This is a genomic window from Actinosynnema sp. NPDC037264 (assembly GCF_055603705.1).
Map to the genome: position 1 here is coordinate 25774 of NZ_JBVJVK010000069.1, position 14848 is coordinate 40621.

At 71.9% G+C, this 14848-nt stretch carries 16 protein-coding genes; all 16 read right to left on the reverse strand.

Annotated elements, in window-relative coordinates:
- Position 1: 1 nt before the first annotated feature.
- A complete protein-coding gene (lepB, locus tag ACZ7GX_RS39615; RefSeq protein WP_498784864.1) occupies positions 2-904 on the reverse strand; it encodes a signal peptidase I in 903 nt (300 codons plus the stop codon).
- 16 nt (positions 905-920) lie between these two features.
- Entirely contained in the window at positions 921-1823 is a 903-nt protein-coding gene (lepB, locus tag ACZ7GX_RS39620) for a signal peptidase I (protein ID WP_498784866.1), read from the reverse strand.
- Positions 1824-1858: 35 nt separating this feature from the next.
- Positions 1859-2218, reverse strand: a complete 360-nt coding sequence (gene rplS, locus ACZ7GX_RS39625) for a 50S ribosomal protein L19 (protein WP_498784868.1) — start codon at positions 2216-2218, stop codon at positions 1859-1861.
- 165 nt (positions 2219-2383) lie between these two features.
- Entirely contained in the window at positions 2384-3130 is a 747-nt protein-coding gene (trmD, locus tag ACZ7GX_RS39630) for a tRNA (guanosine(37)-N1)-methyltransferase TrmD (protein ID WP_498784870.1), read from the reverse strand.
- On the reverse strand, positions 3120-3638 hold the full coding sequence (rimM, locus tag ACZ7GX_RS39635) for a ribosome maturation factor RimM (protein WP_498784872.1): 519 nt from the start codon (positions 3636-3638) through the stop codon (positions 3120-3122). The genes trmD and rimM overlap by 11 nt, the downstream gene beginning before the upstream one ends.
- Before the next feature lie 8 nt (positions 3639-3646).
- A complete protein-coding gene (locus ACZ7GX_RS39640; RefSeq protein WP_015104447.1) occupies positions 3647-3886 on the reverse strand; it encodes an RNA-binding protein in 240 nt (79 codons plus the stop codon).
- Positions 3883-4335 (reverse strand): 30S ribosomal protein S16, encoded by a 453-nt coding sequence (gene rpsP, locus ACZ7GX_RS39645; protein WP_123745950.1) that lies wholly within the window; start codon positions 4333-4335, stop codon positions 3883-3885. Before rpsP ends, ACZ7GX_RS39640 begins: the two co-directional genes overlap by 4 nt.
- 153 nt (positions 4336-4488) lie before the next feature.
- A complete protein-coding gene (locus ACZ7GX_RS39650) occupies positions 4489-5256 on the reverse strand; it encodes a LamB/YcsF family protein (RefSeq protein ID WP_498784874.1) in 768 nt (255 codons plus the stop codon).
- Positions 5253-6035, reverse strand: a complete 783-nt coding sequence (locus ACZ7GX_RS39655; protein WP_498784876.1) for a CPBP family intramembrane glutamic endopeptidase — start codon at positions 6033-6035, stop codon at positions 5253-5255. The genes ACZ7GX_RS39650 and ACZ7GX_RS39655 overlap by 4 nt, the downstream gene beginning before the upstream one ends.
- A gap of 9 nt (positions 6036-6044) precedes the next feature.
- Complete coding sequence (locus tag ACZ7GX_RS39660; RefSeq protein ID WP_498784878.1) at positions 6045-6755, reverse strand: CPBP family intramembrane glutamic endopeptidase; 711 nt, start codon at positions 6753-6755, stop codon at positions 6045-6047.
- Positions 6756-6910: 155 nt separating this feature from the next.
- Positions 6911-7987: an amidohydrolase family protein gene (locus ACZ7GX_RS39665; RefSeq protein ID WP_498784880.1), complete on the reverse strand. Its 1077-nt coding sequence runs from the start codon at positions 7985-7987 to the stop codon at positions 6911-6913.
- The gene (gene ffh / locus ACZ7GX_RS39670; protein WP_498784882.1) at positions 7984-9519 is read right to left on the reverse strand and encodes a signal recognition particle protein; all 1536 of its coding nucleotides are present in this window, start codon (positions 9517-9519) and stop codon (positions 7984-7986) included. The genes ACZ7GX_RS39665 and ffh overlap by 4 nt, the downstream gene beginning before the upstream one ends.
- 55 nt (positions 9520-9574) lie before the next feature.
- Positions 9575-10117, reverse strand: a complete 543-nt coding sequence (locus ACZ7GX_RS39675; RefSeq protein ID WP_498784884.1) for an AAA family ATPase — start codon at positions 10115-10117, stop codon at positions 9575-9577.
- A 222-nt stretch (positions 10118-10339) separates the two neighbouring features.
- Positions 10340-12694 carry a [protein-PII] uridylyltransferase gene (locus ACZ7GX_RS39680; protein ID WP_498784886.1) on the reverse strand — a complete coding sequence of 785 codons (2355 nt, stop codon included), beginning with the start codon at positions 12692-12694 and terminating at the stop codon, positions 10340-10342.
- 30 nt (positions 12695-12724) lie between these two features.
- Positions 12725-13063 (reverse strand): P-II family nitrogen regulator, encoded by a 339-nt coding sequence (locus ACZ7GX_RS39685; protein ID WP_230567690.1) that lies wholly within the window; start codon positions 13061-13063, stop codon positions 12725-12727.
- A complete protein-coding gene (locus tag ACZ7GX_RS39690) occupies positions 13060-14403 on the reverse strand; it encodes an ammonium transporter (protein WP_498784888.1) in 1344 nt (447 codons plus the stop codon). The genes ACZ7GX_RS39685 and ACZ7GX_RS39690 overlap by 4 nt, the downstream gene beginning before the upstream one ends.
- Positions 14404-14848 lie beyond the last annotated feature (445 nt).

A 14848-nucleotide genomic window follows, 5' to 3' on the forward strand; every position in this document is an offset into this window, starting at 1 on the left:
CCTATCCCAGTCGTGAACCCCGGAAACGCGACCTCACCCGCTTGCCCAGCAGCAGCACCGGCCACGCCGCCGCGAGGCCGACACCGGCCGGCAGCGCGTCCTGCCACGCGGGCGCCCCGATGGCCACGACCTGCGGGTTGTGGTCGCCCACGCCCTGCCAGCGCGCCGGCGGCAGCACGATCACCCGCGCCTTGCCCACGACGTTGTCCACCGGCACGAGACCGCCCTCGCGGCCGTCGCCCTGGCACCGCGAGTCGCACGAGTCGTTGCGGTTGTCGCCCATCACGAACAGGTAGCCCTCGGGGATCTTCAGCTCGGCGAACGACTCCTGCACCGTGCTGCGGCCCGGCGCCCAGTACACGTACGGCTCGTCCAGCGGCTTGCCGTCCACCACGACCCGGTTGCGGTCGTCGCAGCACTGCACGGTCTGCCCGCCGACCGCGATGACCCGCTTGACGAAGTCCTCCTCGTTCGCCGCCGGGAACCCCATCAGCGACCCGAGCCCTTGCAACGCCTTGACCAGCGGGTTCGCCGGCTCGGGCGCGACGAAGTCCTGGTTGATCCAGCTGTCGGGGCCGTGGAAGACCACGACCTCGCCCGGTTCGATCTCGGCGAAGTCGTAGACCAGCTTGTCCACCAGCACCCGGTCGCCGAAGCAGCCGCCGGAGCAGCCGTGCAGCGTCTGCTCCATCGACTCCGACGGGATCATGTAGACCTTCGCCAGGAACGACTGGATCAGCACCGCGAGCACCACCGCGACACCGATCAGGATCGGCAGCTCTTTCCAGAACGAGCCCTTGCGCTTGGCCGTTTTGCGCGCGCGGGCACGCCACTGCTCGACCTTTTCCTCGTGCTCCGGTTCCCCCTCGTCGGAGGAGCCCCGGGACGATGCGACGTCCACCACCCGGTCAGCCTACCGATCAGGGCTGTGTGGCCCTGGTCAACCGCCTGCGGAGCTTGCGGCCGAAGAACACCAGCGGCCACGCCGCGGCCAGGCCGGCGCCCGCCGGGACGGCGCTCTGCCACGCGGGCGCGCCGAGCGCGACGGCCTGCGGGTTGTGGTCGCCGATGCCCTGCCAGCGCGACGGCGGCAGCACGATGACCCGAGCCTTGCCGATGACGTTGTCCTCCGGCACGGTGCCCGCCACGCCACCACCGCCCTGCTTGCGGGAGTCGGTGGAGTTCGTGCGGTTGTCACCCATCACCCAAAGGTGGCCTTCGGGGACCTTGACCGGCTCGAACGGGTCGTGGTTCTCCGGCGACGTGCCGGGCTGCCAGTAGATGTACGGCTCGTCCAGCGGCTTGCCGTCGACCTTGACGCGGTGCTGCTCGTCACAGCACTCGACGGTCTGCCCGCCGACCGCGATGACCCGCTTCACGAAGTCGCGCTCGTCCGGCGGCGCGAGGCCGACCAGCGAGGCCACCGACTGGATGCCGGCCACGATCGGGTTGTCCGACCGGCCGGAGTTGAAGTCGTTGTTGCCCCAGGTCTCGGGGCCGCGGAAGACCACGACCTCGCCCGGTTCGATCTCGGTGAAGTCGTAGACCAGCTTGTCGACCAGCACCCGGTCGTTGTTGCACCCGGGGCAGCCGTGGAGGGTCTCCTCCATCGACTGCGACGGGATGACGTACACCCGCGCCAGGAACGTCTGGATCAGGATGGTGAGGACCAGCGCCGTGGCGCCGAGCACGAGGAGCTCGCGCCAGAGCGGCGGCTTCTTCTTGTCCTTCTTCGACTTGCCGCCCGCAGCCGAGTCCGGAGTGGACTCGACTGCGGGATCCTGACCGTCTTCGTCAGCGGAGCGGTGCACGGGATCTGCCACGTGGGGCAGGCTACTGGTTCCGCGTGTGCCCGGCGTCAGGAGGCCGGGCGAGCCTCGCGCTTCTCCTTGATCTTGGCGGCCTTGCCGCGCAGGTCGCGCAGGTAGTACAGCTTCGCCCGGCGGACGTCGCCGCGGGTGGCGACCTCGATCTCGGCGATGTTCGGGGAGTGCACCGGGAAGGTGCGCTCGACGCCGACACCGAACGAGACCTTGCGGACGGTGAAGGTCTCACGGATGCCGCCACCCTGGCGGCGGATCACGACGCCCTGGAACACCTGGACCCGCTCGCGGGAGCCCTCGATGACGCGGACGTGGACCTTCAACGTGTCGCCCGGCCGGAAGCTGGGGATGTCGGAGCGCAGCGACTGGGCGTCAAGAGCGTCCAGGGTGTTCATCGGTGGTCCGTCCTCGTCCTCACGTGTATTGCGTACTCCCCCAGGGCGCGGCCGAACTCATGTCACACACGCGCGGGGGCGGGCCTGGCGCACGCCGGATGAGTCGACCCGGGTGCAGCAACCTGTCCAGTGTGCCAGACGAGGGGCGGCGGCACGAAATCGCCCCTAGTCCGGCCCTCGGTCGAGCTCGTCGAGCAGCTTGCGGTCGTGCTTGTCGAGCGCGCCCTCGGGCAGGGCGTCGAGCAGTTCGGGGCGGCGTTCGCGGGTGCGGCGCAGCGACTGGTCGCGCCGCCAGCGGTCGATCGCCTTGTGGTTGCCCGAGCGCAGGACCTCCGGCACGGCGAGGTCGCGCCACACCTCGGGCCGGGTGTAGCTGGGTCCCTCCAGCAGGCCGTCGGAGAACGAGTCCTCGGCGGCCGACTTCGGGTTGCCGAGCACGCCGGGCAGGAGGCGGACGACGGCCTCGACCATCACCAGCACCGCCACCTCGCCGCCGACGAGCACGTAGTCGCCGATGGAGACCTCGTCCACGCGCATCCGGCGCGACGCGTCGTCCACGACCCGCTGGTCGATGCCCTCGTACCGGCCGCAGGCGAACACCAGGTGCTCCTCCGCGGCCAGGTCGTGCGCCAACCGCTGGGTGAACGGCCGACCGGCCGGCGTCGGCACGATCAGGCGGGTGGCCGGGGTGACGACGTCGTCCAGCGCCTCGCCCCACACCTGGGGCTTCATCACCATGCCCGGACCGCCGCCGTACGGGCTGTCGTCGACGGCCTTGTGCACGTCGTGCGTCCAGTTGCGCAGGTCGTGCACGCCGACGCTGATCAGACCCTTGTCGATCGCCTTGCCGAGCAGGGCGGCGCGGAGCGGGTCGAGGTACTCCGGGAAGATCGTGACGACGTCAATCCGCATCGAGGAGGCCCTCGGGCGGGTCCAGCAGCACGCGCTTGCCCGCGAGGTCCACCGTGGGCACGATCTCGCGCACGAACGGGATCAGGGCCTCGTCGCCGTTCTCGCGCTTGACCACCAGCAGCTCGCCGCCGGGCCCGTGCACGACCTCCAGCACGGTGCCGATCCTCGTGCCGTCCGCGAGCTCGGCGGTCAGCCCTTCGAGCTCGTGGTCGTAGAACTCGTCCGGGTCGCCGGTCGGCGGCAGGTCCTCGGTGCTCGCGAGCAGCAGGGTGCCGCGCAGCGTCTCGGCGACGTCCCGGGTCAGCACTTCCTCGAAACGCACCAGCAGCCGCCCGGAGTGGTTCCGGGCGGCTGCGACGGTGAGGTTGCGGGAGGTGCCGTCGCGCAGTTTGGCGGCCACCACCGAGCCCGGCGCGAACCGGGTCTCGGGCGAGTCCGTGCGCACGTCGACCGCGAGCTCGCCGCTGATCCCGTGCGCCTTGGCCACTCGGCCGACGACGACGTCCATGTGCGCGTTCAGCGGTCGGTGTCGACCACGTCGACGCGCACGCCACGACCACCGATACCGGCCATCACGGTGCGCAGGGCGGTCGCGGTGCGACCGCTGCGGCCGATCACCTTGCCGAGGTCGTCCGGGTGGACGTGGACCTCGAGCGTGCGACCGCGGCGGGTCGTGACCAGGTTCACCCGGACGTCGTCCGGGTGGTCGACGATGCCCCGAACGAGGTGTTCGAGAGCGTCAGCCAACAAGCTCACGCCTCGTCCTTGGCAGCCTCGGGAGCGGCCTCGGCGTCAGCCTTCTTGGCGTCGTCCTTCTTGGCCGACTTCTTCTTCGGGGTGGTCGCCTCGGTGGACGGCGCGTCGCCCGCGGCGGCCAGCGCGGCGGCGAACAGGTCCGCCTTGCTGGTCTTGGGCTCCTTGACCTTCAGCGTGCCCTCGGCGCCCGGGAGGCCCTTGAACTTCTGCCAGTCACCGGTGATCTCGAGCAGGCGCTGGACCGACTCGGTCGGCTGCGCGCCGACGCCCAGCCAGTACTGCGCGCGGTCGCTGTCCACCGCGATGAACGACGGCTCTTCCTTCGGGTGGTACTTGCCGATCGTCTCGATGGCCTTGCCGTTGCGGCGGGTGCGGGCATCGGCGACGACGATCCGGTAGTACGGCTGACGGATCTTGCCAAGCCGCTGAAGCTTGATCTTGACGGCCACGGGTGTGGGTGCTCCTCGTGCTCTCGTGTGCTCAGGTGCGGGCAGTCCTCACCCGAGTGGGGCACGGGTGGTGAAAGCCCAGGTGTCTGGGGCGCCATGGCACGGTGAGAGGGACCGACCTCGGCGAACAACCGACCATTCTGCCAGACGGGTCTACCGGAGGACGAATCGGGCCACGGGGACGCCCGCGTCCGCCAGCGCCGCCCGGATCTTCGTCGCGTGCTCGACCGCGCCCGGCGTGTCGCCGTGCAGGCAGATGGAGTCGACCTCCACCTTGAGCACGGCGCCGTCCGCGGCGATCAGCTCGCCCCGCTCGGCGAGCCGGAGCACCTGCGCCAGCACGGCGTCCGTGCTGGTCAGGACGGCGTTCGGCGCGGTGCGGGGCACCAGGGTGGCCTCGGGCGTGTACGCGCGGTCGGCGAACGCCTCCCGCACCGGGCGCAGGCCCGCCCGTTCGGCGTGGTGGAGCAGGCGCGAGCCGGGCAGCCCGAGGACGGGCAGGTCGCCGAACGCCTTCACGCCGTCGACCACGGCCTGCGCCTGCCGGTCGTGGTGCACGGTGGCGTTGTAGAGCGCGCCGTGCGGCTTGACGTACTCGACCGACGTCCCGGCCGCCTTGGCGCACGCGTCCAGCGCCCCGATCTGGTACAGCACCTCGTCGGCCAGCTCGGCCGGGTCCGCGTCGATGAACCGGCGGCCGAAGCCCGCGAGGTCGCGGTAGGAGACCTGCGCGCCGACCGCCACGCCCGCGCCCGCCGCCTGGCGGCACACCCGGCGCATGGTCGACGGGTCGCCCGCGTGGAAGCCGCAGGCCACGTTCGCGCTGGTCACGATGCCGAGCAGGGCTTCGTCGTCGCCGAGGCGCCAGATGCCGAAGCCCTCGCCGAGGTCGCTGTTGAGGTCGATCGCGCGGGTGCTCACGCGGGCATCACCCCGATGGAGACGAGGAGGAGGGTCAGGCCGGGCAGGAAGTTGTTGATCACGTGCGCCACCACGCTCGCGGTGAGCCGGCGGGTGATGAGGCGGGCGATGCCGATGGGCAGCGCGATGACGATGAGCAACGACGTCCGCAGCGGTTCGAGGTGGCTGGCCGCGAAGATCAGCGTGGTCAGCACGAACGCCGCCCACCGGCTCCAGCGCTGCCGCTCGATCGCGCCCCACAGCAGGCCCCGGTAGATCACTTCCTCGCACACCGGGCCCAGGAAGCACACGTAGACGAACATCGCCACGGCGGCGGCCAGGGGCAGCCCCGCGCCGTCCACGAGCTCGCCGATCGCGGAGGTGGCGTTCTTGTCGCCGACCACCCTCGACCAGATCACCGCGGCCACGTAGGTCAGCACGAGGCCGAGCGCGCCCAGCTTGAGCCCGACCTTGACGTCCGCCCAGTCCCAGGCGAGCCGGAGGTCCTGGAACGGGCCGTTGCCGCGCAGGTAGGTGATGGTGACCGCGACCGCCGCCGCCAGCACCGTCGGCACGATGGACCCGACCAGGACGAAGGTCACCGACGAGCCGATGTCCGTGCCCGACGTGCGGGCCACCGCCGTGATGAACACCGCGCTGAGCACGAAGACCGCTTCGACGAGCAGGAACGCGCCGAAGCCCCACCGCTGGCCCGCGTGCACCGCTTCGGGCTCCCGTCCCACCGCGCGGACGCTGGCGATCAGCCCCGGGGGCGGTTCATCCGGTCGTGTCACAGCCATCCACCCTAGTCAGCCGGTGTAGAGGTAGACGGCGGGCAGCAGGTTGTTCGTCGCGTGGGCCACCACGCTGGAGGCCACCCGGCCGGTGATCATGCGGGCCGCGCCGATGGCCAGCCCCTGCGCGAACAGGCTGAGCACGCGCCAGCTCTCCTCGTGCAGGAACGCGAAGACGACGGCGGTCAGCGCCAGGATCGCGATCCTGGGTATCCGGTAGTGGGCCAGCGCCTGCCACAGCGCGCCCCTGGTGAGCAGTTCCTCGGTCAGCGGCGCGCCGAGGAAGACGAACAGCGCCGCGGCGGCCAGCCAGACCGTCCGGCCGCCGGAGAGCGCTTCGATCTCGTCCAGCGAGCTGGACCGGTCCGGGTTGATGCGCAGCAGCAGCGCGCCGATGAGCCAGGCGGCCAGCAGCGCCGCGCCGCCGGCGGCCAGGCCCACTTTCAGGTCCCGGAGGGTGGGCACCAGGCCGAAGTCCTTGTTGGGCCCGTTGCCCCGGTACCAGGAGATGACGACCGGGCCGAGGCCGAGCAGGACGTTGGGCAGGAACACCAGCAGCAGGAGCGGGCCGAGCACCGGCGGGTCGGTGACGTCCACCTCGGCGAACCGGTCGGCCGTGGCGGCGGTGAAGGCGAGGATGGCGAGGTGGTAGCCGCCGAGCCCGGTGAAGAACGCCAGGAAGCCCCAGTGCGCCCGGCCGGTGTCCCGGTCCTGCTGTTCCTCCACTCGTCCGAACGTAGTGGTCCGGTGGGGCGGAGTGCTGCCCGAGGCCGTTCATGATCACCCTGACGGCGGCAGCAGTCACTTCGGGTGGCGGAAGAACTCCTCGCCACCAGGCCCGATCGCGGATTTCCTACCGCCGCCGGACGGGTGCCGCGAGGTCAGGCGTGGATCCGGCCGCGCAGCATGACCAGCTTCGGGCGCCGCAGGGCGTCGAGGTCCGCGCGCGGGTCGTCCTCGTAGACCACGACGTCGGCCGCGGCGCCCTCGGTCAGCGACGGGAAGCCGAGCCACTCGCGGGCGGCCCAGGACGCCGCGCCGAGGGCCTGCGTGGTGCTCAGGCCGACCCCGTGCAGCGCCTTGATCTCGTCAACGATCCGGCCGTGCTCGATGCCGCCGCCCGCGTCCGTGCCCGCGAACACCGGCACGCCCGCCTCGACCGCCTTCGCGATGGTCCCGGCGTTGCGCTCGTACAGGTGCCGCATGTGGCCCTGGTAGACCGGGTACTTGTCCGCGCCGGCCGCGATGTCCGGGAAGTTCTCGATGTTGATCAACGTCGGCACCAGCGCGGTCCCGTTGCGGGCCATCTGCGCGATCGTGTCGTCGGTCAGGCCCGTGCCGTGCTCGATGCAGTCGATGCCCGCGTTGAGCAGGGCGGGCAGGGCTTCCTCGCCGAAGACGTGCGCGGTGACCCTGGCCTTGTTCTCGTGCGCGACCTTGATCGCCTCGGTGAGCACGTCCTCGGTCCACAGGGGCGCGAGGTCGCCGGTGGAGCGGTCGATCCAGTCGCCGACCAGCTTCACCCAGCCGTCGCCGGCGGCGACCTGCTCGGCCACCGCGGCCGGCAGGTCGGCCGGGTCCTCGATCTCGACGCCCAGGTACTTGATGTACCGCTTGGGCCTGGCCAGGTGCCTGCCCGCGCGGATGATCCGGGGCAGGTCGAGGCGCTCCTGCAGCGGTCGCGTGTCCAGCGGCGAGCCGCAGTCGCGGATGAGCAGCGTGCCCGCCCGCCGGTCGGCGAGGGCCTGGTCGACCGCCTCGGGCAGGTCGACCGCGCCCTTGGCGCCCAGGCCGACGTGGCAGTGCGCGTCGACCAGGCCGGGCACCAGGTAGCCACCGCTGCTGACGGTGGTCGCGCCGGGCACCGGCCGGGTGCGGATCCGCCCGTTGACCACCCACAGGTCCTGCGGGTCGCCGCCCTCGGGGAGGACGACGCCCCGCAGGTGCAGGCCGCTCACTTGTCGAACTTCAGCTTCGACGGGTCGAAGCCGGGTGGGAGCTGGTCGAAGCCGCCGAGGCCGGGGGGCAGCGCGGGGCCGCCGCCCTGGGGGGGCATGCCGGGCATCATCCCGGGCATCCCCGGGAACCCGCCGCGCACCTTCGGCGGCGTGGGGCCGCGGCCCTTGCCCTTCTTCCCCTTCTTGCCCTTGCCCTTGCGGTTGTTCTTGCCGCCACCGCCGGGCAGGCCGAAGCGGCCGGCCATCTGGCTCATCATCTTGCGCGCTTCGAAGAAGCGGTTGACCAGGTCGTTCACGTCGCTGACCCGGACGCCCGAGCCGTTGGCGATGCGCAGCCGGCGGGACGCGTTGATGATCTTCGGGTCGTCGCGCTCGGCCGGGGTCATGCCCCGGATGATCGCCTGCACCCGGTCCAGGTGCCGCTCGTCCAGGTTGGCCAGCTGGTCCTTCATCTGGCCCGCGCCGGGCAGCATGCCGAGCAGGTTCGCGATCGGGCCCATCTTGCGCAGGGCCAGCATCTGCTCCAGGAAGTCCTCGAGCGTGAGCTGGCCGGAGCCCATCTTGACCGCGGCGGCCTCGGCCTGGTCGGCGTCGAACGCCTGTTCGGCCTGCTCGATGAGGGTGAGCATGTCGCCCATGCCCAGGATCCGGCTCGCCATCCGGTCCGGGTGGAAGACGTCGAAGTCCTCCAGCTTCTCGCCGTTCGAGGCGAACAGGATGGGCTGGCCGGTGACCTCGCGGACGCTGAGCGCGGCGCCACCGCGGGCGTCGCCGTCGAGCTTGGTGAGCACCACGCCGGTGAAGCCGACGCCGTCGCGGAACGCCGTGGCGGTGTTCACCGCGTCCTGGCCGATCATCGCGTCGACCACGAACAGCACCTCGTCGGGCTGCACGGCGGCGCGGATGTCGACGGCCTGGCGCATCATCTCCTCGTCGACGCCGAGGCGGCCCGCGGTGTCGACCAGCACGATGTCGTGCTGCGCCCGCTTGGCCTCCTCGATGCCCTTGCGGGCCACGTCGACCGGGTCGCCCACGCCGTTGCCCGGCTCGGGGGCGAACACGGGCACGCCCGCGCGCTCGCCGACCACCTGGAGCTGGGTCACCGCGTTGGGGCGCTGGAGGTCGCACGCCACCAGCATCGGGGTGTGGCCCTGGCCCTTGAGCCACTTGGCGAGCTTGCCCGCCAGGGTCGTCTTGCCGGCGCCCTGCAGACCCGCGAGCATGATCACGCTCGGCGGGTTCTTGGCCAGGTTGAGCCTGCGGGTCTCCCCGCCGAGGATGCCGACCAGCTCCTCGTTGACGATCTTGACGACCTGCTGGGCCGGGTTCAGGGCCTGGCTGACCTCGGCGCCCTTGGCGCGCTCCTTGACCTTCGCGATGAACGTGCGCACCACGGGCAGCGCGACGTCGGCCTCCAGCAGCGCGACCCGGATCTCGCGCGCGGTCGCGTCGATGTCGGCCTCGGACAGCCGCCCCTTGCCCCGCAGGTTCTGCAGGACCGAGGTGAGCCGGTCGGAAAGGGTGTTGAACACGATGCCGCCAGACCTCGCACGTCGTCGGTGGGTTCCTCGTACTCAGGGTAGCCGTTCACGCCGGCGTCACCGACAGGCGCAGGTGGTCACGACGGGTCAGCAGGGTCAGGCCCTGCCAGCCGCGCGGCGGCACGCCCTCGGCGAAGCGGGCGCGCAGCTTGGCCGCGCGGCGCACGTGCCGGGCGAACGACCGCGACCGGATCAGCCTGCCCCGCGCCACCTGGCCGGACAGGGCCTGCTCCGGGCTCGCGTCCAGCCACAGGAAGTGCCTGGGCCGGTTGGTCAGCACGCCGACGGCGACGAGGCCGGCGCGGGTGGTCGGGCGGGTGGACGGCTCGTGCACGAGCAGCAGGCCGCTCGTGGTGATCGCGAACCACACGATCCGGGCGCGGTGCACGAAGTGCACCAACGGCCGGTAGAGCCGGTAGGGCAGGGACTCGGGGAAGAAGGCGCGGAGGCTGGTCCGCACCTGGTCGGAGTCGAGCACGACGGCGGGCGCGCCGTCCGTGTCGGCGGCGGCGAGCAGCGTCGACTTACCCGCTCCCGGCAGTCCGGCCAGCACGACCAGCGAGCGCGGCCTCACGGCGACAGCGGTCATCGCATCCATACTAAAGAGACGTTTCGGACGCCCACGAGTTCCGGGCGTGATCGAGAGCGGCCCAACCCCTCGACAGGCCGCTCCCGACCACGCGGTGGCGCTGACCCCGCCGGCGCCCCCCGGTCCGCGCGGTCCCCCGTGCCACGGGAGAAGCCTCCCCCGGCACGGGGTCCACCGGCAGCGTGAGCCCCCTCGGTCGGTTGTGCGTAGACCTACGCAACCTCAGCGCGCGGCCAGCAGCACGGCCCGCTCGATCCGCCGCCGCTGGTCGGCGTCGCCGCCGTCGGGCAGCGTGATGGCGAACGAGTCCACCACCGTGGAGCCCAATGTGGACACCCGCGACCAGACGATGTCCACTCCGGACTGCTCCAACGCGTCCGCGACGTGGTGCAGCAGCCCGATCCGGTCCGCCGCGCGCAGTTCCAGCACCACCGCGCCGGTCGACTCGTCGTCGAACCAGAGCACCCTCGGCGGTGGCGGGTCCTGCGGCGGGCCGCCGTAGTCGCGTTCCTTCGCGGCGAGCTTGTCGGCCAGCGCGAGGGAGCCGTCCAGCGCCCTGGTGAGCTGCTCGCGCAGCAGGGTCACGTCCGGCAGGGAGCCGAACCTGGGCGACACGGTGAACACGTCCACGGCCGCGCCCTCGTGCGAGCGCAGGGTCGCGGCGTGCACTTCCAGGGAGTTCAGCGCGAGCACGCCCGCCGCGCGCGACAGCAGCCCCGGCCGGTCGGGCGCGACGACCGTCACGGTGGCCGCGTGGTCGCCCGGGTCGACCAGCACGTCCGGTTTCCCGCTGTCCAGCACGGCCCGGGCGAGGTCCTGCTGGCGCTGGTCCAGCGGCTCCGGCTTGGGCAGCGGGTCGCCCGCCATCGCCGTGCGGCAGCGCGCGACCAGGTCGCTGATCAGCGAGGCCTTCCAGTCCGACCAGACGCCCGGCCCGGTGGCCACGGCGTCGGCCTCGGCCAGCGCGTAGAGCAGCTCCAGCAGCACGGGGTCGCCGCCGAGCGTGTCCACCACGCGGCGCACGGTGGCCTCGTCCTCCACGTCACGGCGGGTGGCCGTGTGCGGCAGCAGGAGGTGGTGGCGCACCAGCGCGGTGAGCGTGGCCACGTCCTGCGGCCACAGGCCGAGCCGTTCGGCGATCTGCGTGGTGATCGCCGCGCCGACCTCGGAGTGGTCGGCCTGCCTGCCCTTGCCGATGTCGTGCACCAGGGTGCCGAGCAGCAGCAGGTCCGGCCGGGACACCCTGGTCACCAGGCGCGCGGCGTGCGCGGTGGCCTGCACCAGGTGCCGGTCGACGGTCCACGTGTGCGCGGCGTCGCGCGGCGGCAGGTCCCGCACCGCGCCCCACTCGGGGAACAGCCTGCCCCACAGGCCGGTGCGGTCCAGCGCCTCGACCACGTCGATCAGGCCGACGCCGGTGCCGAGCAGGGCCAGCAGCTCCTCGCGGGCCTCCCTCGGCCACGGTTGGCGCAGCTCCGGGGCCGAGTCGGCGAGCTTGGCCAACGTGCCCGGGGCGATCGGGTGCTTGCTGCGTGCGGCGGCCGTGGCGACCCGTAGTAGTAGTGCCGGGTCACGGCTGGGTACCGCGTCACGCGCCAACGCCACCTCGGAGCCGTGCAGCACGACGCCCTCGTCCAGCGGACGTCTGGCCGGTGCCCGCCTGAGCGGGGAACGGGCGAACACGCCCAGTCCGCGCTTGGGCACCGCGGCGCGCGCTGTGCGCATGGCCACGTCCACGGCGTAGACGATCGTGCGCGCGGCGGACGACATCGAACGGGCCAGCGTGAAGCGGTCCTGCAGGCCCAGCGCGGTGGCGACCTCGTCGCCGTCCTGCGCGCGGAGCACGTCGCGCGGCCTGCCCGCCACCCGGCGCAGCTCGGTGCGCACGTCCAGCAGCAGCTTGCGGGCCTCGTTGACCTCGGCGGACGGCCGGTCGGTCAGCTGCGCCGCGCTCAACGCGTCCAGCAGCGTCACGTCGCGCAGCCCGCCGCGGCCGTGCTTGAGGTCCGGCTCGACGCGGTGCGCGATCTCGCCGCTGCGCGCCCACCGCCGCGACGCCGACTCGGCCATCTCGTCCAGCCTCGTGCGCACCCCCGTGCGCCACGCCTGCCGGGCGCTATCGGTCAGCCGTTGGCTGATCTCCTGGTCGCCCGCGATGTGGCGGATGTCCAGCAGCCCCAGCGCGGTGCGCAGGTCGCCGGCGGCGACGCGCAGCGCCTCGCCGACCGTGCGCACCGAGTGGTCCAGGCCGATGCCGGAGTTCCACAGCGGGTACCAGAGCTTCTCGGCGATCCCGTCCACGCCCTTGTGCCCGTTGTGCACCAGGAGCAGGTCGAGATCGGAATAGGGCACCAGCTCCCGCCTGCCCAGACCCCCCACGGCGACCAGTGCGACCCCACCGCCCGGTCCGCCGACGCCCGCCAGCGAGGCGTGCGCGGTGAGCCAGAACTCGTGCAGGTCCACCAGCGCCTCGCGCAGCGACTCCCCCGTCAAACGGCGCCGACCTGGCGCGAGCAGCCGATCGCGTGCTCGCACCAGGTCGTCAGCCGTGACGACGGCCGCCTCGGCGTTATCCATACGGCCGTCTCCCATTCCTACTTCGGATCCCTATAGGGCATCCGAGCCGCGCTCCCCGGTGCGGACCCGGATGACGGTGTCGACCGGCGTCACCCAGACCTTCCCGTCACCGATCTTGCCGGTGCGCGCGGCCTCCACGACGGCGTCGAGGACCTTCTCCACGGCGGTGTCGTCCACCAGGACCTCGATGCGCAGCTTGGGCACGAAGTCCACGGCGTACTCGGCGCCGCGGTAGACCTCGGTGTGGCCCTTCTGCCTGCCGTACCCCTGGACCTCGCTGACGGTCATGCCCAGCACGCCCAGCTGCTCCAGGGACGCCTTCACGTCGTCCAGGGTGAAGGGCTTGATGATCGCGGTGACCAACTTCATGACTTGTTGCTCCCCTCGAGGACCGCAGTGGCGCCGGCGGCGACACTGGGCTTGCTGCCGCCACGGGCGCCGATGCCGCTGCCGAACTCGTACGCGGTCTCCGCGTGCTCGGCCTCGTCGATGCCGGCGACCTCGGCCTCCTCGTCGGCGCGGAAGCCGACGGTGAGCTTGACCAGGTAGCCGAGGACGAGGCTCAGCACGAACGAGTACGCGAGCACGGCCAGCGCGCCGACGGCCTGCCGCCACAGCTGGTCGACGCCGCCGCCGTAGAAGAGGCCGTCGATGCCCGCCGGGGCGGCGGAGCTGGCGAAGAAGCCGATGAGAATGGTGCCCGAGAGGCCACCGACCAGGTGCACGCCCACGACGTCGAGCGAGTCGTCGAAGCCGAATCGGTACTTCAGGCTGACCGCCAGGGCGCACAGGGCGCCGGTGATCGCGCCGATCGCGATGGCGCCGAGCGGGGTGACCGCCGAGCAGGCCGGGGTGATCGCGACCAGACCCGCGACGACGCCGGACGCGGCGCCGAGCGTGGTGGCGTTGCCGTCGCGGACCCGCTCCACGAGCAGCCAGCCGAGCATCGCGGCGGCGGTGGCGACCAGGGTGTTGACGAAGGTGACGCCGGCGGTGGCGTTCGCGCCGAGGGCGGAGCCCGCGTTGAAGCCGAACCAGCCGAACCACAGCAGACCCGCGCCCAGCACGACCAGCGGCAGGCTGTGCGGCTTCATCCGGTCCTTCGGCCAACCGACGCGCTTGCCGAGGACGAGCGCCAGCGCGAGACCCGCCGCACCGGCGTTGATGTGGACCGCCGTGCCGCCCGCGAAGTCGATGGCGAGCAGCTTGTTGGCGATCCAGCCGCCCGCGTCGACGACGTTGCCGTCAGCGTCCTTGCCGTCGAAGTCGAACACCCAGTGCGCGACCGGGAAGTACACGAGCACGGCCCACAGGCCGGCGAACAGCAGCCACGGCCCGAAGCGCGCCCGGTCGGCGATCGCGCCGGAGATCAGCGCCACCGTGATGATGGCGAACATCGCCTGGAACGCGACGAAGACGGTGCTCGGGATGGTCCCCGACAACGACTCCTTGCCGAGCAGGCCGTCGAGGCCGAAGAACTCGAACGGCTTGCCGAGCAGACCGGCGCCGACGTCGGTGCCGAACGCCATCGAATAGCCGACCAACACCCAGAGCACACCGACCACGGCGATTGCGCCCAGGCTCATCATCATCATGTTGAGCACACTCTTCGACCGGACCATGCCCCCGTAGAAGAAGGCAAGTCCCGGCGTCATCAACAGCACCAGTGCGGCACTGGTGAGCACCCAGGCGGTGTCCCCTGTATCCACGTCGACCTCCACTGCACGTCGGTTGCAGGGAGCATCGGTATGTCCTGTTTCACGCGGTTGCGCCTCAGGTTTCGGGCAGGTGAACTGTCCCGCCCCTGGTGTTACGGGCAGGTTTCGCGGGCTTGAAGCAAGCAGTTCCGCCCGCGATCAGTCCGGGTCGCCGCGGAATTTCCGGTGACGGACCGTGCGAGCACGACTCGACTTTGCGGTGGTTCGTGTGATCCCGCGCCAAGCCCTGACGACGCTGGGTCACCAGCGGTGAGACGCCGGGCCACGTGGTCGCGACCGAGCCTGCCAGACCGGCCGGGGGGGGGGGGCCCCCGGCGGGGGGGGGGGGGGGGGGGGGGGGAGGTGTATGGGGGGGGGGGGGGGGGGGGGGGAGGGGTGGGGGGGGGGAGGGGGTGGTGCATGGTCGAGGGCCTGACCTCCCGTGTTGGCAGGCAAC